This window comes from Pelomonas lactea (assembly GCF_043555885.1).
In the GTDB taxonomy this organism is placed as follows: domain Bacteria; phylum Pseudomonadota; class Gammaproteobacteria; order Burkholderiales; family Burkholderiaceae_C; genus Pelomonas; species Pelomonas lactea.
Window position 1 is genome coordinate 581,728 of the sequence record NZ_JBIGHX010000003.1, and the last position, 22,539, is coordinate 604,266.

General features: G+C 69.4%; 19 protein-coding genes and 1 tRNA gene. 5 read left to right on the forward strand and 15 right to left on the reverse strand.

The annotated features are described in order from the left end of the window. Positions 1-4: 4 nt before the first annotated feature. From ACG04Q_RS11145 to ACG04Q_RS11165, 5 genes are read left to right on the forward strand one after another with little or no spacing between them, the layout of a single operon-like run. Positions 5-568 carry a chalcone isomerase family protein gene (locus ACG04Q_RS11145; protein WP_394510997.1) on the forward strand — a complete coding sequence of 188 codons (564 nt, stop codon included), beginning with the start codon at positions 5-7 and terminating at the stop codon, positions 566-568. Between the two features lie 27 nt (positions 569-595). After that, positions 596-1,873 (forward strand): MFS transporter, encoded by a 1,278-nt coding sequence (locus tag ACG04Q_RS11150; protein WP_394510998.1) that lies wholly within the window; start codon positions 596-598, stop codon positions 1,871-1,873. Beyond that, positions 1,870-2,409 carry a DUF3833 domain-containing protein gene (locus ACG04Q_RS11155; RefSeq protein WP_394510999.1) on the forward strand — a complete coding sequence of 180 codons (540 nt, stop codon included), beginning with the start codon at positions 1,870-1,872 and terminating at the stop codon, positions 2,407-2,409. Before ACG04Q_RS11150 ends, ACG04Q_RS11155 begins: the two co-directional genes overlap by 4 nt. A gap of 2 nt (positions 2,410-2,411) precedes the next feature. After that, positions 2,412-3,188 (forward strand): SDR family NAD(P)-dependent oxidoreductase, encoded by a 777-nt coding sequence (locus tag ACG04Q_RS11160; protein ID WP_394511000.1) that lies wholly within the window; start codon positions 2,412-2,414, stop codon positions 3,186-3,188. A 4-nt stretch (positions 3,189-3,192) separates the two neighbouring features. Next, the gene (locus ACG04Q_RS11165) at positions 3,193-3,639 is read left to right on the forward strand and encodes a nuclear transport factor 2 family protein (protein WP_394511001.1); all 447 of its coding nucleotides are present in this window, start codon (positions 3,193-3,195) and stop codon (positions 3,637-3,639) included. Positions 3,640-3,643: 4 nt separating this feature from the next. Here the strand turns inward: ACG04Q_RS11165 and ACG04Q_RS11170 are convergent, their stop codons facing one another. The 15 genes from ACG04Q_RS11170 to ACG04Q_RS11240 all read right to left on the reverse strand — a co-directional run bounded on the left by ACG04Q_RS11170 (position 3,644) and on the right by ACG04Q_RS11240 (position 22,388). After that, positions 3,644-4,552, reverse strand: coding sequence for an alpha/beta hydrolase (locus ACG04Q_RS11170; protein WP_394511002.1), 909 nt, complete (start codon positions 4,550-4,552; stop codon positions 3,644-3,646). 31 nt (positions 4,553-4,583) lie between these two features. Further along, positions 4,584-7,199, reverse strand: coding sequence for a glycoside hydrolase family 3 C-terminal domain-containing protein (locus ACG04Q_RS11175; protein WP_394511345.1), 2,616 nt, complete (start codon positions 7,197-7,199; stop codon positions 4,584-4,586). Between the two features lie 234 nt (positions 7,200-7,433). After that, a tRNA-Pro gene (locus ACG04Q_RS11180) sits at positions 7,434-7,510 on the reverse strand. Between the two features lie 68 nt (positions 7,511-7,578). Further along, the gene (locus ACG04Q_RS11185) at positions 7,579-8,097 is read right to left on the reverse strand and encodes a MerR family transcriptional regulator (RefSeq protein ID WP_394511003.1); all 519 of its coding nucleotides are present in this window, start codon (positions 8,095-8,097) and stop codon (positions 7,579-7,581) included. Positions 8,098-8,132: 35 nt separating this feature from the next. Beyond that, positions 8,133-8,501, reverse strand: a complete 369-nt coding sequence (locus tag ACG04Q_RS11190; RefSeq protein WP_394511004.1) for an integration host factor subunit alpha — start codon at positions 8,499-8,501, stop codon at positions 8,133-8,135. Positions 8,502-8,525: 24 nt separating this feature from the next. Next, positions 8,526-10,967, reverse strand: a complete 2,442-nt coding sequence (gene pheT / locus ACG04Q_RS11195; RefSeq protein ID WP_394511005.1) for a phenylalanine--tRNA ligase subunit beta — start codon at positions 10,965-10,967, stop codon at positions 8,526-8,528. Between the two features lie 30 nt (positions 10,968-10,997). After that, positions 10,998-12,041 (reverse strand): phenylalanine--tRNA ligase subunit alpha, encoded by a 1,044-nt coding sequence (gene pheS, locus ACG04Q_RS11200; protein WP_394511006.1) that lies wholly within the window; start codon positions 12,039-12,041, stop codon positions 10,998-11,000. Positions 12,042-12,125: 84 nt separating this feature from the next. Beyond that, positions 12,126-12,482 carry a 50S ribosomal protein L20 gene (rplT, locus tag ACG04Q_RS11205; RefSeq protein ID WP_025564000.1) on the reverse strand — a complete coding sequence of 119 codons (357 nt, stop codon included), beginning with the start codon at positions 12,480-12,482 and terminating at the stop codon, positions 12,126-12,128. A 26-nt stretch (positions 12,483-12,508) separates the two neighbouring features. Further along, entirely contained in the window at positions 12,509-12,712 is a 204-nt protein-coding gene (rpmI, locus tag ACG04Q_RS11210) for a 50S ribosomal protein L35 (protein ID WP_028601240.1), read from the reverse strand. A gap of 231 nt (positions 12,713-12,943) precedes the next feature. Further along, complete coding sequence (gene infC / locus ACG04Q_RS11215) at positions 12,944-13,489, reverse strand: translation initiation factor IF-3 (protein ID WP_394511346.1); 546 nt, start codon at positions 13,487-13,489, stop codon at positions 12,944-12,946. 69 nt (positions 13,490-13,558) lie between these two features. Continuing rightward, a complete protein-coding gene (gene thrS, locus ACG04Q_RS11220; protein ID WP_394511007.1) occupies positions 13,559-15,466 on the reverse strand; it encodes a threonine--tRNA ligase in 1,908 nt (635 codons plus the stop codon). Positions 15,467-15,654: 188 nt separating this feature from the next. Then, on the reverse strand, positions 15,655-16,752 hold the full coding sequence (locus ACG04Q_RS11225; protein WP_394511008.1) for a patatin-like phospholipase family protein: 1,098 nt from the start codon (positions 16,750-16,752) through the stop codon (positions 15,655-15,657). A 61-nt stretch (positions 16,753-16,813) separates the two neighbouring features. Next, positions 16,814-19,060 carry a TonB-dependent receptor plug domain-containing protein gene (locus ACG04Q_RS11230; protein ID WP_394511009.1) on the reverse strand — a complete coding sequence of 749 codons (2,247 nt, stop codon included), beginning with the start codon at positions 19,058-19,060 and terminating at the stop codon, positions 16,814-16,816. 151 nt (positions 19,061-19,211) lie between these two features. After that, complete coding sequence (locus tag ACG04Q_RS11235) at positions 19,212-21,590, reverse strand: Tex family protein (RefSeq protein ID WP_394511010.1); 2,379 nt, start codon at positions 21,588-21,590, stop codon at positions 19,212-19,214. Positions 21,591-21,623: 33 nt separating this feature from the next. Next, positions 21,624-22,388, reverse strand: a complete 765-nt coding sequence (locus tag ACG04Q_RS11240) for a substrate-binding periplasmic protein (RefSeq protein ID WP_394511011.1) — start codon at positions 22,386-22,388, stop codon at positions 21,624-21,626. Positions 22,389-22,539: the final 151 nt, after the last annotated feature.

Genomic DNA, 22,539 nt, shown 5'->3' on the forward strand with positions numbered 1-22,539 from the left:
CACCATGACCACCCCGCGCCGCGCGGCCCTTGTCACCCTTGCCGCATTTGCCCTGCCTGCCATGACCACCACCCACGCCCAACCCAGCGCGCCTGCCGCACCCGCCGAACTCCAGCCCGTGGTGCCGCAGCCCCAGCTGCGCGGTAGCGGCGTGCTGCGCTTCTTCGGGCTGCGCGTGTACGAGGCGCGGCTGTGGGTCAAGCCCGGCTTTGAGCCGGCCGACTACGCGCGCCAGCCGCTGGGGCTGGAGCTCAGCTACGACCGCAAGCTCGAAGGCGCCGCCATCGCCGAGCGCTCGGTGGCCGAGATGCGCCGCGTCGGCAAGTTCGAGGACGCCCAGGCCGCGCGCTGGCTGGCGCTGATGAAGCAGGCCTTCCCCGACGTCGTGCCCGGCGACCGGCTGCTGGGCCTGCACGACGGCGGGGGCAGCGTGCGCTTCTTCCACAATGGCCGCCAGACCGCCGCCGTGAGCGACGCCGAGTACGCGCGGCTGTTCTTCGGCATCTGGCTGGCGCCGCAGACCTCGGCACCCGCGCTGCGCGAGTCGCTGCTGGGGCTGGCGCGCTGAGGCGCGGGCAGAGCAGGGCAGAACACCATGCCAGCCGTTGCGACCGCGCCCGCTGCACTGCCCGGCCTGCCCTGGCCGCGCGGCCTCGCCTATGCGGGCCTGGCCGTGCCGCTGGCCTTCGTGTCGCTGCCGCTGTACGTGAACCTGCCCTACCACTACGCCACGGCGTTCGGCATGCCGCTGGCGGCGCTGGGCGGCGTGGTGCTGGCCGTGCGCGCGCTGGACGCCGTCATCGACCCCGCACTGGGCCGTCTCGCTGACGGCCTGTTCAACCGGGGCCGGGCCTGGGCGGCGGCGGCGCTCGGTGCGCTGCTGATGGCACTGGCCTTTGCCGCGCTGTGGTGGCCACCGCAGGGCGGGCCGGCCGTCGTGCTGCCCTGGCTGGCCGGCGCGCTGCTGCTGTGCACGCTGGCCTACAGCGGCGTCAGCATCCTGCACCAGAGCTGGGGCACGCGCTGGGGCGGCGGGCCCGAGCTGCGCGCCCGCGTGGCCGGCTGGCGCGAGGCCGGCACGCTGGCCGGCGTGCTGTTCGCGAGCGCCTTGCCGGCCCTGGCCGGCTGGGGCGTCACCAGCGCCGTGCTGGCCGGGCTGCTGCTGCTGGGCCTGCTGGGCCTGCGCCGCGTGCCGGCGCCGCAGCCGGCCGCCGAGGACGGTGCGGCCACCGCCACGCCCTGGCGCCAGCCGGCCTTCCGGCGGCTGGCCGTCGTCTTCATGCTCAACGGCATCGCGACCGCCATCCCGGCCACGCTGCTGCCCTTCTTCATCGCCGACCGTCTGCAGGCGCCCGACCTGCAGCCCGTGCTGCTGCTGGCCTACTTCGGCGCGGCCGTGCTGGGCCTGCCGCTGTGGGTCAAGGCCGGCGCGCGCTGGGGCCTGGCGCCGGCCTGGCGCGCGGGCATGGCCGCGGCGGTGGCGGCCTTTGCCGTGACGCCGCTGCTGGGTGCCGGCGACACCTGGGCCTTCGGCATCGTCTGCGCCGCCAGCGGCCTGATGCTGGGCGCCGACCTGGCCCTGCCTGGTGCGCTGCTCACGGGCGTCATCCAGGCGGCCGGCGACGGCCAGCGCGGCGAGGGCCGCTACCTCGGCTGGTGGGCCTGCATGACCAAGCTCAACCTCGCGCTGGCCGCCGGCCTGGCGCTGCCGCTGCTGGCGCTGGCCGGCTACACGCCGGGCCAGCGCGACAGCACGGGCCTGCAGGCGCTGACCTGGGCCTACGGCGGGCTGCCCTGCCTGCTCAAGATCGCCGCAGCCGGCTGGCTGTGGCGTGCCGAACGCCGCCACATCGACTGGAAGGAACGCGAATGAAGCGCCGTCAATTCACCCCCACGCTGCTGGCCGCGGGCGCCGCGCTGGCGCTGGCCGGCTGTGCCGGCCCGCAGGTGCAGGACTACGCCCGCGAGACGCCGCCCATCAACCTGCGCGAGTACCTCAGCGGCCCGCTGACGGCGCACGGCATGTTCACCGACCGCTCGGGCCGCGTCGTCAAGCGCTTCACCGTCACGATGACCGGCACCTGGCAGGGCGACAGCGGCACGCTGGACGAGCACTTCACGTACAGCGACGGCAGCAAGCAGCGCCGCGTCTGGCACCTGAAGGACCTGGGCAACGGGCGCTTCAGCGGCCGGGCCGACGATGTCGTCGGCGAGGCGCTGGGCGAGAGCTCGGGCAACGCCTTCCGCTGGACCTACACGCTGGCGCTGCCGGTGGACGGCCGCGTCTGGAACGTCACGATGGACGACTGGATGTACCGCATGGATGCGCGCACGGTGCTCAACCGCACCGCCATGAGCAAGTTCGGCGTCCACCTGGGCGACGTGACGCTGTCCTTCACGAAGGACTGACCGTGCCGCTCAATCCCCCGCTGACCGATTGGCAGGGCCGCTGGGCCTGGATCATCGGCGCCTCCACCGGCATCGGCCGCGCCACCGCGGCGGCGCTGCACGAGCGCGGTGCGCGCGTCATCGTGTCGGCGCGCGACGCCAACGCGCTGGGCGCTTTCGTCGGCACCCACCCAGGCTGCCACGCGCTGCCGCTGGACGTGACCGACGCCGACGCGGTGGCGCAGGCCGTGCAGTCGGTGCACGCGCTGGCGGGGCAGGTGCCGGCGCTGGTGGTGTACTGCGCCGGCCACTACCGGCCCGTCGGAGCCAGGGACTTCGACCTCGCCGAGATGCAGCGCCACCTGGCGGTGAACTACAGCGGCGCGCTGTACCTGCTGCAGGGCCTGCTGCCGCGCATGCTGGCGGCGCGCCAGGGTCACCTCAGCCTGGTGGGCAGCGTGGCGGGCTACCGCGGCCTGCCGTTGTCGCTGGCCTACGGGCCCACGAAGGCGGCGCTGAACAACCTGGCCGAGAGCCTGTACCTGGACCTGCACCCGCAGGGGCTGGGCGTGTCCATCGTGAACCCGGGTTTCGTGGACACGCCGCTGACGGCGCAGAACGGCTTCAAGATGCCCGCGCTGATCACGCCGGAGGAAGCGGCGCGCGCGATGCTGGCCGGCTGGGCGCGCGGCCGCTTCGAGATGAACTTCCCGCGTCGCTTCACGGCCTGGATGCGGCTGCTGCGCTGCCTGCCCGACGCCTGGTACTTCGCCGCCGTGCGGCGCACCACGGGGGCCTGACCGGATGGCCCCCGTCACCACCGATCCGCGCGTCGCCGCGCTGGCCACTGCCTACACGGAGTTGACGCGCGCCAGCGTGCCCGCGCTGCTGGCGCTGTACGCGCCCGCGGCGCACTTCAAGGACCCGTTCAACGAGGTCACCGGCCGCGCCGCCATCGAGCGCGTGTTCACGCACATGTTCGACACGTTGCACGAGGCGCGCTTCGTCGTCGCGACGACCGTGTGCCAGGGCGATGACGCCTTCCTGACCTGGGAGTTCCACTGCCGCGGGCAGGCGAGCGCGCCGGCCCTGCTCATCCGCGGCGCCAGCCACCTGGTGTTCGACGAGGCCGGCCTCGTTACGCTGCACCGCGACTACTGGGACGCCGCGGAGGAGCTCTACGCCAAGCTGCCCGTGCTGGGCGTGCTGGCCCGTTGGGCGCAGCGGCGGCTGCGCGCGCCGCAGCCCTGAGCGCTCAGCGCCGCGGCGCGAGGAAGCCGTTGACGTCCAGCCAGCGCAGGAACACCGGGAACCAGCCGTTGGCCGTGTTGCCGGGGTAGCCCAGGCCGAAGCCGTGGCCGCCGTTCTGGTACAGGTGGAACTCCACCGGCCGGCCGGCGTCGAACCAGGCCTTGACGACGCCGAACTGGCCCTTGAACAGGAAGTCGTCGCTCGCGATGACGTTGAACATCGGCGGCGCGTCCTTGGGCACCGTGACCGGGCCCATGCCGCCGTAGATGGGGCCGATGAAGGCCAGCTTCATGGTTTTGGAGTTCAGCGTGGCGTGCATCGTCAGCCCCGCGCCGGCCGAGAAGCCGACCATGCCCAGACGCTGCGGGTCCACGCCCCATTCCTTGGCGCGCGACAGGATGAGCGCATGGGCGGCCTCGGCGTCGGCGAGCTGGTTGGCCAGGTCGGGCAGCAGCGCGCGCGGGTTGGTGTCGCTGCTGCCGGCGGCCGAGAACATGCGGTCCATCGAGTCCTTGAAGCCCGCCACCGACTCGGGCGTGGGTTGCAGCCGGTACTTGAGCACGAAGGCGGCGATGCCCTGGTCGGCCAGCGCCTGGGCGACCTGCCAGCCCTCGTGGTTGATCGCCAGCCAGCGGAAGCCCCCGCCCGGCGCCACCAGCACAGCGGCCCCGTTGCCCTTGCCAGGCGCCGGCAGGAAGGGCGTCAGCGTGGCCGCGCTGACGTTGCGCACCATGGGCTGGCCCCACTGGTGGAACCAGCTCTCGGCGGCGGGCTGGCCGTCCACGCCGCCGGTGCCCAGCGGGATGGCGGGCGGCTGCGGCGGGGCGGGGATGGGGCGGATGGTGCCGTCCTGGGCGAAGGCGCCCGTGCAGGCGATCAGCAGGGCGAACAGCGCGGAGCGGAGAGGGCGCATGGGGCAGGGCCTTTCGGAGATGGGGCCGCGCTCAGCGCGGCAACAGTTGCTGGCGGGGCAGCGTGAACGTGGCGGCCTGGACGGGCGCGCCGGTGCCGGGCTGGCCGCCACCCACGCTGAGGCGGTAGCTGCCGGGCATGACCTGGCGAACGCCGTCGCGGTCCACGAAGCTGAGGTCACGCGCCGACAGCCGATAGCTCAGCTCGCGCCGCTCGCCGGCCTTCAGGTGCAGGCGCTGGAAGCCGCGCAGCGCCAGCCGCGGGCTGCCGTCGAAGGCGGGCGGGGTCAGGTAGAGCTGGGCCACCTCGTCGCCGTCCCGGCTGCTGGTGTTGGTGATGGCGGTGTGCACCTGCAGCGCGATGTCCCGGCCGTCGTCGAGCACCTCGATGCGCGCCGGCTCGTAGCGGAAGCTCGAGTAGCTCAGGCCGTGGCCGAAGGGGTAGACCACCGGCTTGTCGAAGAAGCGGTAGGTGCGGCCGGCCATGCGGTAGTCGTCGAAGGGCGGCAGGTCGTCCGCGCTGCGGTAGAACGTGACCGGCAGCCGCCCCGCCGGGTTGGCGGCGCCCGACAGCACCTGCGCGATGGCCTGGCCGCCGCCTTCGCCCGGGTACCAGGCCTGCAGCACGGCCGCCGCGTGGGCATGCGCCCAGGACAGGTCCACCGCGCTGCCGCTGAGGTTCACGACCACCAGCGGCTTGCCCAGCTTCGCGGCCGCCTGCAGGTAGGCGCGCTGGTCGGCCGGCAGCTGCAGATGGGTGCGGTCCCCGCCCGAGAAGCCGTCGATCTTGACGGGCATCTCCTCGCCCTCCAGGTCCGACGTCAGACCCACGGTGGCGACGATGACGTCGGCCTCGCGCGCGGCGGCGGCCAGCTCCGCCAGCGGCTGGCGCGACACGCGCTTCCACACCATGCCGGGCGGCGCGGACACGCCCGACTCGGTCTCGAAGCGCAGCGCGACGCGCTGGCCCTGCTTGAGATCGACCCGGGTCAGGGCCACGGGCTCGGCCCACTGCGTGGCGCGGCGGGCCAGCACGACGTCGCGCGCGCCGATGCGCAGATGCCCGCGCATGCCCGCCAGGCCGAGGCGGTAGCTGCCGGTCTCGGGCGCGATGAACTGGCCGGTCCAGACGGTGCGCGTCACGTCGTCGGCCAGCGGGAAGTCGCGCGGGCGCGAGTCCAGCGCCGGCACGTCGTGGCTGGCGAAGGGGCGCGCCTCGAAGCGGCGCTGGCCGGGCGCCCGGGGCGAGCCGGCGGCGAGATTGAAGTAGCTGGCGCGCAGGCCAGGCTGGCCGTCGGGGCCGATGAAGGCGCTGGCAGGCACGGGGTCGCCGTCGGTGATGGACGGGCCGAAGGGCAGCAGCGCTACCTGCGCGGCCGGGAACTGCTGGCGCAGCGCCTCGTGGACGGTCAGCGTCGGCCCGGTCTGCGCCGACGAGTAGTTGCCCCGCATCACGCGCCGCGCGTCGGCCAGCGGCCCGACGACGGCGATGCGCTTGGCGGCCGGCAACGGCAGCGTGCCGTCGTTCTTCAGCAGCACCAGGCTCTGCACGGCGGCCTTCAGCGCCAGCGCGCGGTGTTCGGCCGCGTTGATGACGCTGGCCGGTGGCGCCGGGCGCTCGGCCAGGCCCGGCAGGTCGCCGGTGCGCAGCCGCGCCGAGAACAGCCGCACCAGCGCCTGGTCGATGTCGGCCGCGCGCAGGTAGCCGCGCTGCAGCGCTTGACGGTAGCGGTCGCCCAGGCCTGGCGTGTGTGACAGCGTGGCGACGTTGCACTCGTTGTCCACGCCGGCCTTCAGCGCAGCGGCGGCGCCGGCCACGGCATCGGGCGCGACCTTGTGGTGGGCGTGGATGTCCACCACCGCATCGCAGTCCGAGACGACGTAGCCCTTGAACTGCCAGTCCTCGCGCAGCGTCTTCACCAGCAGGCTGTGGCTGGCGCAGGCAGGCTCGCCGTTGACGCGGTTGTACGCGCACATCAGGGAGCCCGCATGGGCGTCCACCATGGCCGCGCGGAAGGCGGGCAGGTAGGTGTCCTCCAGGTCCTGCAGCGACACCCACACGTCCGCCGAATGGCGCGTGGACTCCGGGCCGCTGTGCACGGCGAAATGCTTGGGGCTGGCGATGACGCGCGGCCGCGCGGGCTCCGGGCCCTGCATGCCGCGCACGAAGGCCTTGCCCAGCTCGCCGGTCAGGAAGGGGTCTTCGCCATAGGTCTCCTGGCCACGGCCCCAGCGCGGGTCACGAAAGATGTTGATGTTGGGCGACCAGGTGTTCAGCGCGCCGCCGATGCGGTTCGGGTTGTCCTTGCCGCGGCCCAGCGCATGCACGGCCTGCACCTCGGCCGAGATGCCGGCCGCCACGTCCTGCATCAGCGCCGCGTCGAAGGCGGCGGCCAGGCCGATGGGCTGCGGGAAATTGGTCGTCGGCCCGGGGCCGAACGCGCCGTGCAGCGACTCCGTCCACCAGTTGTAGGCCGGGATGCCCAGCCGCGGGATGGCCGGCGCGCCGTTGAGCAGCTGTTCCACCTTCTCGTCCGGCGTGAGCCGGGCGACGATGTCGCGGGCCTGCGCGTCGACATCGGCCGCCGGGGCCGCCGCCGCCAGGCCCGCCAGCGCCACGCTGCAGCCCAGGCCGATGAGTGCTTGCATCTTCAAAGCGCGTCTCCTTGGTTTTGGCGCGCATTGTGTGGTAGCGCAACCAGGTTGGGTGGCGGCGACGTAGCTGAAGCGCCCGGCGGGCGCAAATTTCATCGATGAGGGGTTGTGAGGCGTGCGGCGACCCAGGCCGGCGGGGCTGCTCGTGGCATCGTCCGACGATGACGACCCGGAAAGGAAAAACGGGCCACGTCTTGCGACGTGGCCCGTTGATCTACTTCAATAAAATGGTCGGGACGGCGGGATTCGAACTCGCGACCCCTTGCACCCCATGCAAGTGCGCTACCAGGCTGCGCTACGCCCCGACTGAGCCAAGCAGTATAACCCAGGAATTCGGGCCTTAATCCAATTTAGGCCAGATTTCGTTGCTGTCTCAGGTGAGAAGGGTGGCGCGGATGGCGAGCAGCTCCGCGCGCACCTGCTCCAGCGATGTGATGTTCTCGACGGCCAACACCGGCAGCGTCAACGACGCCTCCGCAGCCTTGAGGGGTTTTGCGTGAGCGGCGGGCAGACGCGCCACCGGAGCCTGCGCGAGCAGTTCGTCCGGCACCTCGAGGTCGTCGTCGCCGTCGACGTCCCCGTCCAGCGCGTGAGCGGCCTCGGCTTCGTCACGGAAGTTCTGCGCTGCAGCGGGAGGCAGGCCTTCGCTCAACTGGTTGCGCGCGCCGCTGATCGTGAAGCCCTGGTCGTAGAGCAGGTCGCGGATGCGGCGGATCAGCAGCACTTCATGGTGCTGGTAGTAGCGCCGGTTGCCACGGCGCTTCATGGGCTTGAGCTGGGTGAACTCCTGTTCCCAGTAGCGCAGCACATAGGGCTTCACGCCGCACAGCTCGCTGACCTCACCGATGGTGAAGTAACGTTTGGCGGGGATGGCGGGAAGCGCCTTTTCCATTGCAAATCAACAAGTTCGCGAGGGGAGGACAGACTCTACTCGAAGTCTTCCTCGGCGGGCGCATCGCCTTGCACCTGCCCCTTGAGTTTGTGGGAGGCGTGAAAAGTCACGACGTTGCGGGCCTTGATGGGGATGGACTCGCCGGTGCGCGGGTTGCGACCCGGGCGTGGCGCCTTGCGGCGGATGTTGAAGTTCCCGAACCCCGAGAGCTTCACGTCCTGCCCCTTGACGAGGCTGTCATGCAGGATGTCGAAGAAGGCCTCGACCATGTCCTTGGACTCGCGCTTGTTCAGGCCCAGCTTGTCGAACAACAGCTCGGCGAGTTCCGCCTTGGTCAGCGTGGGCGTCTCCAGGCTGCCGATCATCACCGCCGCGGCTTGTTTCTTGACGTCGTTCGCGTCCATTGCTTGATTCCTCCTCCGACGGGGTCAGCCGCGCAGGCGCGCGCCGACCTGCTGGCCCGCCGCGGCAACGATGGCGGCCACGGCTGCTTCGATGCGTTCGTCGGTCAGCGTCGCGTCGTCGTCGAGCAGTTCCAGGCGCACGGCCAGGCTGCGCTCGTCGGCCTGCAGGTCGGCTGCGGCGCCAGCGGCCGGCTTGAAGACGTCGAACAGCCGCGCCGAGCGCAGCAGTGCGCCGCCGGCGGTCTTGATGCTGCCCATCAGCGCGTCGTGGCTGACGCTGTCCTTCACGACCAGCGCCAGGTCGCGCTGGACGGCCTGCTGGCGCGGCAGCGGCTGGCCCTGCGGCAGCGTGCGGGTCAGCGCGGCGTCCAGGTCCAGCTCAAAGACGACGGGCGCGCCGCCGCTGATCTCGTAGGCCTGGCGCCAGCGCGGGTGCAGTTCGCCGACGACGCCGATGACGCTGCCGTTCAGGCTCACGCGGGCGCTGCGGCCCGGGTGCAGCGCCGGGTGCTCGGCGGCGTCGAAGGTCAGCGTTTGTGGGGCGAACAGGGCTTCCAGGTCACCCTTCACGTCGAAGAAGTCGACGGCGCGGTCACGCTGGCTCCATTGCTGCTGCTCGGCCGGCCCCCAGGCGAGGCCACCCAGGCGCAGCGGCTGGGCGATCCCAGCCACGGCCAGCGGCCCACTGGCCACCGACGCGTCGCGCTTGAACACGCGGCCCAGTTCGAATACGCGCACGCGCGTCGCGCGGCGGGCCTGGTTGTGGCGCAGCACCTGCACGAGGCTGCCGATGAGGCTGGTGCGCATCACCGACAGCGGCGCGGCGATGGGGTTCAGCAGCTTGATCGGATCGGTGACGCCGGCCAGCTCGCGCTCCCAGCGCTCTTCCACGAAGCTGAAGTTGATCGTCTCGAAGTAGTCGCGCGCGGCCACGGCACGGCGCAGCGCGTGCTTGGCCTGGCGCGACTCCGAGCCGGTGCGGCCGACGATGGGGGCCAGCGGCGCGGTGGACGGCAGCGTGGGGTAGCCCATCACGCGAATGACTTCCTCGATGAGGTCTTCCTCGATCAGGATGTCGAAGCGCCAGCTCGGCGGGGTCACGGTGATCACGCCGTCAGCCGCGGTGAACGGCAGGCCCAGGCGCGTGAACACCTGTTCGCAGTCGGCCTGCGTCACCGGCATGCCGATGACCTTGGCGGCGCGGGCGACACGGAGCAGAACGGGCTTGGCGACCGGTACGTTGGGCGACTGGTCGTCCATCGGGCCGACCTTGGTGTCCGGCGTGCCGCAGATGTCGAGGATGAGCTGCGTGATGCGCTCGATGTGCTCGACGGTCTGCGACGGGTCGACGCCGCGCTCGAAGCGGTGGCCGGCGTCGGTCGAGAAGTTGTAGCGCCGGCCACGGCCCATGACGGCCTCGGGCCACCAGAAGGCGGCTTCGACGTAGACGTTCTTCGTGTCGTCGGACACGGCGGTGTGGTCGCCGCCCATGATGCCGGCGAGGGACTCGACCTCGCGCGCATCGGCGATGACGCCGACCTTGTCGTCAACGGTGATGGTGTTGCCGTTCAGCAGCTTGAGCTGCTCGCCGGGCTTGCCCCAGCGCACGATGAGCTCACCGCTGATCTTGTCGAGGTCGAAGATGTGCGACGGGCGGCCGTACTCGAACATCACGTAGTTCGAGATGTCGACCAGCGCCGTGACCGAGCGCTGGCCGCAGCGCTCCAGGCGCTGGACCATCCAGGCGGGCGTCTGCGCTTTCGTGTTGATGCCCTTGACGATGCGGCCGGAGAAACGGCCGCACAGGTCGGTGGCTTCGACGCGCACCGGCAGCTTGTCATCCAGCGTCGGCTTGATGGCCGGGAACTCGGCCTTGAGCAGCGGTGCGCCGGTCAGCGCAGCCACTTCACGCGCGACACCGAACACGCTCAGGCCGTGGCCCAGGTTGGGTGTCAGTTTCAGCGTGAACAGCGTGTCGTCGAGGTTCAGGTGCTTGCGGATGTCTTCGCCGATGACGGCGTCCGCAGCCAGCTCCAGCAGGCCGCCGTGGTCTTCGCTGAGCTTGAGCTCGCGGGCCGAGCACAGCATGCCGAAGCTCTCGACGCCGCGCAGCTTGCCGACGCCAATCTTGAATGCCTTGCCGTCTTCCCCCGGGGGCAGTTCGGCGCCGACCGTGGCCAGCGGCACCCTGATGCCGGCGCGGGCGTTGGGCGCACCGCAGACGATTTGCAGCGCTTCGCCATTGTTGAAGGCGGGGCCGGCGTTGACCTTGCAGACGCGCAGTTTGTCGGCGTTGGGGTGCTGCTCGGCTTCGAGGATTTCGGCAACGACGATGCCGTGGAAGGGCGGTGCGACGGGGCGCAGCTCTTCGACTTCCATGCCGGACATGGTCAGCAGCTCGGCGAGCTGTGTGGTGTTGAGCGGCGGATTGCAGAACTCGCGCAGCCAGGACTCGGGGAATTGCATGGTGACTCGTGAACTCGGTGGCTGGGCGATTTACTTGAACTGCGACAGGAAGCGCAGGTCGCCGTCGAAGAAGGCGCGCAGGTCGTTGACGCCGTAGCGCAGCATGGCCAGGCGGTCGATGCCGGAGCCGAAGGCGAAGCCGATGTAGCGCTCGGGGTCCAGCCCCATGTTGCGGATGACCTGCGGATGCACCTGGCCGGAGCCGGACACTTCCAGCCAACGGCCCTTCAGCGGGCCGCTCTCGAACATGATGTCGATCTCGGCGCTGGGCTCGGTGAACGGGAAGTAGCTGGGGCGGAAGCGCAGCTGCAGTTGGTCGGTCTCGAAGAAGGCCGTGATGAAGTTCAGGTAGACCGCCTTCAGGTCCTTGAACGAGATGTTCTCGCCCACCCACAGCCCTTCGACCTGGTGGAACATCGGCGAGTGGGTGGCGTCGCTGTCAACGCGGTAGGTGCGGCCCGGCGCGATGACGCGGATCTCGGGCATGGTCTCCTGACCGGCATAGCGCTTGGCGTGGGCCTGCGCGTAGCGGATCTGCATCGGGCTGGTGTGCGGGCGCAGGTTCAGCCAGCTGCCGTTCTCGTCCTTCATGTCGACGTAGAACGTGTCCTGCATCGAGCGGGCGGGGTGGTTCTCGGGGTTGTTCAGCGCCGAGAAGCTGTACCAGTCGGTCTCGATCTCGGGGCCGTCGGCGACGTCGAAGCCCATCGACGCGAAGATGGCCTCGATGCGCTCCATGGCGCGCGTGATGGGATGCAGGCCGCCAGTGCCGCGCTGGCGGCCGGGCAGCGTGACGTCCAGCGCTTCGGCCTTGAGCTGCTTCTCGAGCTCGGCGGCGGCCAGCGCGTCGCGGCGGGCGGTCAGGGCGGCCTCGATGGCGACCTTGGTCTGGTTGATCTCGGCGCCGCGGGTCTTCTTCTCCTCGATGCTGAGGGCGCCCAGGCCCTTCATCAGCTCGGTCACGCGGCCGGATTTGCCGAGGAAGCGGGCCTTGGCGTTTTCCAGCTCGGCGGGCGTGGGAGCGGCGGCGAAGTCAGCCTTGGCGGACTCCAGCAATGCGTCGAGATCAGACATTCGGAATTGAAAATGAAAAGGGGCCGACCCTGGTGGGCCGGCCCCGAAAGTTTGCGTATCCCGACGAGTCGGGATGGTTCGCAATCAGGCGAGCGCGGCCTTCACCTTGGCGAAGATGCTGGCGAAACCAGCCGGGTCGTTGACGGCCAGATCGGCGAGGACCTTGCGGTCGATCTCGATCTGGGCCTTCTTCAGACCCGCCACGAACTTGCTGTAGGACAGGCCCAGGCCACGCGAGGCGGCGTTGATACGGGCGATCCACAGCTGACGGAACACGCGCTTCTTGGTGCGGCGGTCACGGTAGGCGTATTGACCCGCCTTCATCACCGCCTGCTTGGCGATGCGGAAAACGTTCTTACGACGACCGCGGAAGCCCTTGGCCAGGGCCAGGACCTTCTTGTGACGGGCGCGAGCGGTAACACCACGTTTGACGCGAGGCATATGTTTCTCCTTCTAGTCTTGGTGGATTACAGGCCGGCGAAAGGCAACATCTGAGCCATGTGGCCCATGTTGGTTTCGTGCACGTTCACAGCGCCGCGCAGCTGACGCTTGTTCTTCGTGGTCTTCTTGGTCAGGATGTGGCGCTTGAACGCCTGACCGCGCTTGACGGTGCCACCCGGACGAACGCGAAAACGCTTCTTCGCGCTGCTCTTGGTCTTCATCTTGGGCATGTGAATGCTCCTTTTAAGTGTGTCCCTGGGGCGGTGACGGTGAGCCCGTCACGCTTGTTGGCCTCAGGAGACTTGTGAACCGGCAGGCGACCAAACCTGCCGGTTGAACTCATGAGCCGCTCACAAAAACCTTCTGGCGTCGTTGGCTCGGCTCGCCGTACTTGCGTACTGTCTTCGCCGAGCCGCCTAGCCAGAACCGCTTCGCTGGCTTTTGTGAGCGGCTCAAAAACCTCAGCGCTTTTTGGGCGCCAGGACCATGATCATCTGCCGACCTTCGAGCTTCGGCATGTTTTCGACCACCGCCACGTCGGCGAGCTCGTCGCGGATCCGCTCCAGCAGGCGCATGCCGATGTCCTGGTGCGTGATTTCGCGGCCCCGGTAGCGCAGCGTGACCTTGCCCTTGTCGCCGTCTTCGGCGATGAAGCGGCGCAGATTGCGCATCTTGATCTGGTAGTCGCCTTCGTCCGTGCCCGGGCGGAACTTGACTTCCTTGATTTCGATGATCTTCTGCTTGGACTTGGCTTCGGCGGCGCGCTTTTGCTCCTGGTACTTGAACTTGCCGTAGTCCATCAGCCGGCAGACCGGCGGATTGGCGGTGGCGGAGATCTCGACCAGGTCCACGTCCAGATCGCCCGCCATGCGCAGGGCTTCCTGGATGCTGACGATCCCGATGGGTTCATTCTCGGGGCCGTTCAGGCGGACTTCGGGAGCCATGATTTCGCGGTTCAACCGGTGCTTGCGCTCCGGAATCGCACGACGGTCGGCAAACGTAGCGATGGTGTGGACCTTTCAACAAGGCCCCAAGGCGAGGGGCCCCAAACAAAACAAAGCGCGCCCGGGAGGCTGTCAGACCTTGTTGGTGATGTCTGCGGAGATCCGGTCAAGGAAGTCCTGCAGGGGCATCACGCCGAGATCCTGGTTGCCACGGGCGCGCACCGCAACGCTGCCATTCGCCTTTTCCTTGTCGCCTACGACGAGGATGTACGGCAGCTTTTGCATGGAATGCTGGCGGATTTTATAGGTGATCTTCTCGTTGCGCAAATCGGCTGAGGCCCTAAGCCCTTGTTTTTGCAGCGATTTCACAATTTCAGCCACGTAATCGGCCTGCGCATCCGTAATGTTGGCGACGACAACCTGCGTCGGAGCCAGCCAGGTGGGCAGCGCGCCGGCGTGCTGTTCGATCAGGATGCCGATGAAACGCTCCAGGCTGCCGACGATGGCGCGGTGCAGCATCAGCGGGCGCTTGTGCTCGCCGTTCTCGTCGACGAAGTCGGCGTCCAGACGCTCAGGTAGGTTGGGGTCGACCTGGATCGTGCCGCATTGCCACTCGCGGCCGAGGGCGTCCTTGAGCGTGTACTCGATCTTGGGGCCGTAGAAGGCGCCTTCGCCCGGCAGGTAGGTGAAGTCGCAGCCGGAGGCCTTCAGGCCTGAAGCCAGCGCGGCCTCGGCCTTGTCCCAGCTTTCCTCCGTGCCGATGCGCTTTTCGGGGCGGGTCGACAGCTTGTAGATGATGTCGGTGAAGCCGAAGTCCTTGTAGACCTTCTGCAGCAGCGTCGTGAACGCCGTGACTTCGCCCTGGATCTGGTCCTCGGTGCAGAAGATGTGGCCGTCGTCCTGCGTGAAGCCGCGCACGCGCATGATGCCGTGCAGGCCGCCCGAGGGCTCGTTGCGGTGGCACTGGCCGAACTCGCCGTAGCGCAGCGGCAGGTCGCGGTAGCTCTTCACGCCCTGCTTGAAGATCAGGATGTGGCCGGGGCAGTTCATCGGCTTGAGCGCGTAGTCGCGCTTCTCCGACTCGGTCACGAACATGTTCTCGCGGTACTTGTCCCAGTGACCGGTCTTCTCCCACAGGCCCTTGTCCAGGATCTGCGGGCCCTTGACCTCCAGGTAGCCGTTGTCGCGGTAGACGCGGCGCATGTACTGCTCCACCTCCTGCCACACCGTCCAGCCCTTGGGGTGCCAGAACACGACGCCCGGCGCGTGCTCGTCGATGTGGAAGAGGTCGAGTTCCTTGCCCAGCTTGCGGTGGTCGCGCTTCTCGGCTTCTTCCAGCAGCGTCAGGTACTTCTGCAGGTCGTCCTTGCTGGCCCAGGCCGTGCCGTAGACGCGCTGCAGCATCTCGTTGCGATGGTCGCCGCGCCAGTAGGCGCCGGCCACCTTCATCAGCTTGAAGTGCTTGAGCTTGCCGGTGGACGGCACGTGCGGGCCGCGGCACAGGTCCTCGAATTTGCCCTCGGCGTAGAGGGAGACGTCCTCGCCCGCCGGGATGCTGCCGATGATCTCGGCCTTGTAGTGCTCGCCCAGGGCCTTGAAATGCGCCACGGCCTCGTCACGCGGCAGCACGCGGCGCACGACCTTCTCGTCCTTCCTGGCCAGCTCGGTCATCTTGGACTCGATCGCGGCCAGGTCTTCAGGCGTGAAGGGGCGCTTGTAGGAGAAGTCGTAGTAGAAGCCGTTGTCGATGACCGGGCCGATGGTGACCTGGGCCTCGGGGTAGAGCTCCTTGACGGCGTAGGCCAACAGGTGGGCCGTCGAGTGGCGGATCATGTCCAGGCCATCGGCGTCCTTGTCGGTGACGATGGCGAGCTGCACGTCCTTGTCGATGACGTGGGAGAGGTCGACGACCTTGCCATCGACCTTGCCGCCCAGCGCTGCCTTGGCCAGGCCGGCGCCGATGCTGGCGGCGACGTCGCCGACCGTCAGCGGGGCGGGGAATTCACGGCGCGAGCCGTCGGGGAGTTGAATCGAGATCATGGGGTTGCTCCGATCAGGGGCAGAAAACAAAAAGCGCGGCCAGGTGCCGCGCTTGGTTCGTGCCCGGGAAGGGCGAGAAGACGTGACGTGCCGCGGCCGACTAGTTACCGGTGAAGGTGGTGGTCGTAGTTCGCGGTGTCATAACCAGGGTGCCTTTCTCGCTCTTGTGAGGGGAGGGAGCCCGGATTCTAAAGCGGCAACGCCGGAATCGAGTCGCGCTGGGCCAACGCGGCAAATTCATCCGCCAGCCGCTGGCTTTCGCCGACGGCGACGCGCCAGCGGCGGCGGCGTTCGTCGGCGTCCAGGGCCATGAAGTCGTTGCGGTCGGGCAGCTTGGCGCCGGGCAGCGTGGCGATCCACCCGGGCGACGGGCACAGCAGGACGACGTTGTCGAGGAAGGCTGTCGAGCGGTGACGGTGCTTCAGTGCCTTGTCCAGCCAGCCGGGAACGACCTGGCGCTGGAAGTGCGGGTACAGCACCAGCGGCGCACCGCTGGCCTGCAGCTCACGGTAGTCCAGGTGCAGGTGGTAGTCGGTGATGCCGCCGTCCCAGTAGGCGCCGCGTGGCGCGCCGGGCAGGTCGTGCTGGGCGCGCAGCCAGAACGGGATGGAGCAGCTGGCCAGCAGCGCGCCGCGCAGGTTGGCGCGCGACAGATGCACCTCGCGCGTCGTGAAGTCGTTGAGCCGCAGCGGCAGGCGGTCGCGCGGGTCGGAGAAGACGACGCGTTCGAGAAACCGACCCAGCAGCGGGCGCGACATGGCGTTGGCCGCGAAGGCGCCAAGGTAGCCCAGCGGCGTGCGCAGCCGGCCTTCGCGCGCCAGCAGGCCCAGACCCTTGTTCTGGCCGCGCGACGTGACGACGTGCAACCGATACCGCGGGTGGGCCAGCACGTCGGCCTCGCGGCCTTCGAAGATCTCGGCCAGGATCTCGCCGAAGCGCCGGCTGACGCCCTCGGGCCGCGGGCGCTTCTCGCCGGGCAGCACGTCGTACTCCTGGGTCACGTAGGCCTCGGCCATCGTGTTGAACGCGTCGGCCACATCGCGGTGGGCGAGAGCTGCCGTGGCCATGCGCCAGGCGCCGATGCTGGCGCCGACGAGATGCACGGGCTGTCGGCTTTGAGGCAGCCAGTCGCCGAAGATGTGGCGATCCAGGCCGTTGAGGATCAACCCCTTGGGGCCACCGGCGGCGGCGGGGATCAGGCCGACGTCATCGGCGCGCAAGCCGCGTTGGGCCAGCCGCGCGCGGGCGGCCGGTCCGGCAAGTATTTGGAGGGCGGGAGCGGTCATCGCCCGACAAGATAGCCGACGCCGGCCGCGCGGCGTGACGCGGCGGGGACGGCGCGCGGGGTCAGAACTTGTGTTCCCAGTTCACCGACCACCAGGGCGCCGGCTCGCGCTCGTTGAGGCTGAAGTCGGCCTTGCTGGCATAGAACACGCGTGAGCCCTGCTTGGGCTGGAACAGCCCGTTGACGCTGACGCGCACGCTGTCCTGCTTGCTGACCTGCATCATCGCGAACGCGTCCACCGAGCGGGACGCGAAGCTTTCCTGGCTCTGCACATCGCTCTGGCGCACCTCGTAGTCCGGCGCGATCTGTGCGCTGAAGCCCATGCTGATGGGCAGGCTCTTCATGCGGTAGTCGGCACCGAAGTTGAACTGCCACGGCTGCTGGCCTTCCAGCCGGTTGTGCGGGCCGGCAATGTCGCCGACCGAGGAGCGGTACAGGTTCAGCGACGCGCGCAGCGACAGCGCCGTGGTCGGCTCGAACAGGCTCGGGAAAAGCTCGCCCGCCCGGCCCTTGACCTCCAGCTCCAGGCCTTGCGTGGTGGCCTTGCTGAGGTTGACCTGCGTGATGACCCAGCGGTCCGTTGGCGCCCACGGCACCGTCATCAGGCGCGGCTTGTCCGTGCGGATCAGGTTGGTGATGCGACGGTGGAATACGCCCACCGACACCAGGCCTCCGGCCGGCAGGTAGCTCTCGTAGGCGATGTCCAGGCCGGTGGCCAACTCGGGCTTGAGCGCGGGGTTGCCGCTGCGGTCCGGCGTCGTGTCGGTGTTGCCCTTCTCGATCGGGTCGTTCAGGTTGATGGACGGGCGGTTGATCAGCTGCTGGATGTCCGGCGCCTTGTAGCTGCGCGTGAGGCTGGCGCGCACCAGGTCGCGGCCCTTGGGGTCGGGTTTGAAGTTCAGGTGCAGCAGTGGCGTCGTGACCTTGCTGGTGCTGCGGAAATCGCTGCTGCCGGCCACGTCGCGGTTGCCTTCGCTGTCCATCTTGATCTGCTCGTGGCGCACGCCGAAGTAGGCGGACCACTGCTTGTTGATCTCCCACTCGTCCTGCGCGTAGAAGGCCGTGCGCGTGATGGTGGCGTTGAAGGGCTGGCCCTCCACGCCGGGCAGCAGCAGCGCGCCGTTCTCGGTGGTGGTGCGCTTTTCGTCGCGCACGCGGCGCTCGATCTCGCTGCCCACCGTCACGGTGTGCGCCTCGCCGGCGTACTGGCTGTACTTGCCGCCCAGGGTGCTGGTGCGGTTCCTGTTGTCCCCCGACGTGATGCGCTCGATGGGCTGCGGCGCGGAGCCGTTGCGGCCGTTGAAGGCGAAGCGGAAGTCCGCCCCGCCCGAGCCGGTACCCGCGCGCAGCTCGATGCGGCGATCCTCGCTGAAGCGGTTGTTGTATTGCAGGTTGATGCGGTTGGCCGAGAACGTGCCGCGGTTGTTCGTCGTCTCGTCGATGGTGCGCGGGGTGTAGGCCGCGTCGCTGTCGGCCAGCCGGGTGACGGTGTTGGCGCCCTCGTTGCGGAAGCGGTTCTGCACGAAGAAGCCCTGCACGGACAGCGTCTCGTCGTCGCCCAGCTTCCAGTTCAGGCGCGGCGATACGTTGAAGCCGCGGCCGTGGGCGCGGTCCCAGCCTTCGTTGGTGACGTGCTGGCGCAGTTGCTGCGGCGCGGCGGGTGTCGCGTTGGTCAGCCGCTCGCCTGCCAGCTCGTTCTTGAAGTTCCACTGGTAGACCGAGATCGGCAGCACGAAGCCCACGCCACCGACGACGCGATCGCCGTAGGTGAAGCCGCCGTTGACGACCGGCTTCTCGCTGGCGTACGCCAGGCCCACGCGCAGATCCTTCTGCACGACGCGCGGCGCATCCTTCAGGATGATGTTCAGCGTGCCGGCGATAGCCTGAGCGCTCTGGTCGGCCGTCGGGGCCTTGGTGACTTCCAGGCGCTCGACCTGCGCCGGGTTCAGGTTGTCCAGGCTGAAGCCCGGGGGCGCCGGCTCGCCGTTGACGAGGATCTGCGTGTACGCACCGCCCAGGCCGCGCATGCGCAGCTGGCCGCCGGAGACGTTGATGCCGGGCAGGCGCTTGAGCACGTCGGACAGCTGTGTGTCGCCGTACTTGTCCAGCTCGTCGCGGCCGTACAGCTGCTTGGCCACGGGCTCGCGGCGGCGCAGGTCCGTGTCGGTCTGCGTGCGCGTCACGGACACACGCTCGAGCTGGTTGTTGCTGGGCGTGGGCGAGTTGTTGGAGGCGCGGTCGACCTCCTGCTGGGCCAGGACCAGGGCGGGACTGAGCAGGAGCAGCAGGGCGAGGGCAGGGGTTTTCAAGAAGGACTCCGAGGATGCAGGGCGGCGCGCACCATAGCCGCGGGGGCGACGGGCCGCAGGTGGTCTGCGACCAGTTGCAGTTTGAGGGGGGTGGCGCGCCAACGCGCGGCGCGGGCCGCATGTTGACAGCCGCGCTTGCCGGTGTCGAAGGTCAGCGTTTGAGCTTGGCGAAGGCCGCCGCCATGGCGTTGCCGCCGGCCGGCTGCGCATCACGCGAGCCTGCGCCCGACCGCTCGTTGCGGGCTGCGGGGCGGAAGCTGTTGTCCTGCTTCGGGCCCCGCGGCGCCTGCGCGTCCAGTTTCATCGTCAGCGAAATGCGCTGGCGCGCCAGGTCCACCTCCAGCACCTTGACCTTGACGATGTCGCCGGTCTTGACGACCTCGCGCGCGTCGTTGACGAACTTGTTGCTCAGCTGGCTGACGTGGATGAGCCCGTCCTGGTGCACGCCCAGGTCGACGAAGGCGCCGAACTGGGCGACGTTGCTGACCGTGCCTTCGAGCAGCATGCCGGGCTGCAGGTCCTTCACGTCTTCGACGCCGTCGTTGAAACGGGCGACCTTGAAGTCCGGGCGCGGGTCGCGGCCGGGCTTCTCCAGCTCGGCCAGCACGTCCTTGACCGTGATGGCGCCGAACCTGTCGTCGGCCAGCAGTTCGGGCTTGAGCGTGCGCAGCACCTCGCTGCGGCCGATCACCTCCTCGGCCGGGCGCTTCAGCAGGCCCAGCGCCTTCTCGACCAGCGGGTAGGTCTCGGGGTGCACGCCGCTGAAGTCCAGCGGGTTGTCGCCGCCGCGGATGCGCAGGAAGCCGGCCGCCTGCTCGAAGGTCTTGGGGCCCAGGCCGGTCACGTCCAGCAGCTGCTGGCGGTTGCGGAAGGCGCCGTTCGCATCGCGCCAGCGCACGATGCTGCTGGCGACCGACGCCGACAGGCCCGACACGCGGGCCAGCAGCGCCTGCGACGCGGTGTTCAGGTCCACGCCCACCTTGTTCACGCAGTCCTCGACGACGGCGTCCAGCGCGCGCGCCATCTCGCTCTGGTTGACGTCGTGCTGGTACTGGCCGACGCCGATGCTCTTGGGGTCGATCTTGACCAGCTCGGCCAGCGGGTCCTGCAGCCGGCGGGCGATGGACACCGCGCCGCGCAGGCTGACGTCCAGGTCGGGCAGCTCCTTGGACGCGAACTCCGAGGCCGAGTAGACCGAGGCGCCGGCCTCACTGACGACGACCCGCTCGATCTTGACGCTGGCATCCAGCGCCTGCAGCTTCTTGATCAGCTCGCCGGCCAGCTTGTCGGTTTCGCGGCTGGCCGTACCGTTGCCGATGGCGATGAGGTTGACGCCGTGCGTGGCGCACAGCTTGGCCAGCGTGTGCAGGCTGCCGTCCCAGTCACGGCGGGGCTCGTGCGGGTAGACGGTGGCGGTGTCCAGCACGCGGCCGGTGTCGGAGACGACGGCCACCTTCACGCCGGTGCGGATGCCCGGGTCCAGCCCCATGACGACGCGCTTGCCGGCGGGGGCGGCCAGCAGCAGGTCGCGCAGGTTCTCGGCGAAGACCTTGATGGCGGTGGCCTCGGCCGCTTCACGCAGCCGGGCGAACAGGTCGCGCTCCAGGCTCAAGGAGAGCTTGACCTTCCAGGTCCACGCGACGGTCTTGCGGATCAGTGCGTCGCTCGCGCGGTTGGCGTGGCGCCAGCCCAGGTGCGACGCGATGCGGCCCTCGGCCAGGCCGGGCTGGCCGGCGACGGGCTCTTCGTCCAGCACCAGCTTGGCGTCCAGCAGCTCCTGCGTGCGGCCGCGGAACACGGCCAGCGCGCGGTGCGACGGCACGGTCTTGATGGGCTCGGCGTAGTCGAAGTAGTCGCGGAACTTGGCGTTGTCGGGCAGCTCGCCGTTCTTGCCGTCCATCAGCTTGCTCTGGAACAGGCCTTCCTCCCACAGCCACTCGCGCAGCTTGCCCACCAGCACGGCGTCCTCGGCCCAGCGCTCGCTGAGCAGGTCGCGCACGCCGTCCAGCACGGCGAAGCTGTCGGCAAAGCCGGCCTCGGGGTTCAGGAACTTGGCGGCCTCGGCCTGCGGGTCGAGCGTGGGGTCGGCGAACAGCGCGTCGGCCAGCGGCTCCAGGCCGGCCTCGCGGGCGATCAAGCCCTTGGTGCGGCGCTTGACCTTGTAGGGCAGGTAGAGGTCTTCCAGCTCCTGCTTGGTGGGCGCGGCCCGGATGGCGGCTTCCAGCTCGGGCGTCAGCTTGCCCTGCTCGGCGATGCTCTTCAGCACGGCTTCACGCCGGTCGGCCAGTTCGCGCAGGTAGGCCAGGCGGGCGTCCAGTTCGCGCAGCTGGATGTCGTCCAGGCCGTCGGTGGCCTCCTTGCGGTAGCGGGCGATGAAGGGCACGGTGGCGCCGCCGTCCAGCAGCTCCACGGCAGCCTGAACCTGGGCGGGCCGAACCTTCAGTTCGGCGGCAATCTGGATAACGATGGTGTCCACAAACACAAAGGGCGCCTCTTGCTTGGCGCCCTGGGTAATACGCGAGGCCTGCATTCTGCCAAAGCGGCGCCGCGGGCCGGCGCAGCTTCAGGGCGCGGCGGTGCGCTGGCGCCAGCGCTCCTGGATGGCCTTGGCCACGCCGTTGGCCTGGATGGCCTTCATGCCGTCGTTGAACGCCGCCAGCATGGCCGGCGACTGCGGGTGCAGCCGCGAGAACGCGGTGTAGATGCCAAAGGCATCCAGCTGGCCGACCACCTTGAACTGCCCTGCCAGGTCGGGGTGGCGCTTGAAAAGCAGGCGGGTGTTGGCGTCGGGGGCCAGCGTGTAGCGGGCGCGGCCGCGCAGCATGAGCCGGAAGTTGTTCTCGTCGTGGGCCGTCACGACGCGCGAGATGCGCGGGTTGGCGTCGAACTCGGCACCGTACTCATAGCCGCGCGTCACCGCGACCTGCTGGCCTTCCAGGTCCCGCGCCCGCAGCGGCGTGCGCGGCGTGGGCGCGTCAGCGCGGGCCCAGATCAGGAACCGCTCGTCGAACATCGGCCGCGCCGGCCACAGGTAGTCGTTCTCGATCAGCGCCGTGCGGGTGGTGTTGAAGCAGGCCAGCAGCGTGCCGGCCCGCGTGAGCGCCATGCAGCGCACGTAGGGCATGGGCTCGAAGCGGGCCTGCACGCCGGCCGCGGCGAAGGCCGCCGTGACGAGGTCCACCGTCAGGCCCTGGATGCGCCCGTCCACCTCCGCGGAGTAGGGCGGCCAGTCGTCCTCGGCGCCGATGACCACCTGCTGCGGCTGCGCCACGACGGCGCGTCCGGGCAGCAGCAGGCCAGGGAGCAGCAGGGCGCGACGTCGGTGCATGGCGAGGGGCAGGGCGCAGCCTTGGGAAAGCCGGCGCAGTCTAGGGCCGCGTGCTGCGTCGCCAGGGCCGGGCTTGCCGGGGTTTCCGCGGGTTACTGCGGGTTTGCCGCAGTGGGGCGGCTTCCTACAGTGCCTCGCACAACACACCGGC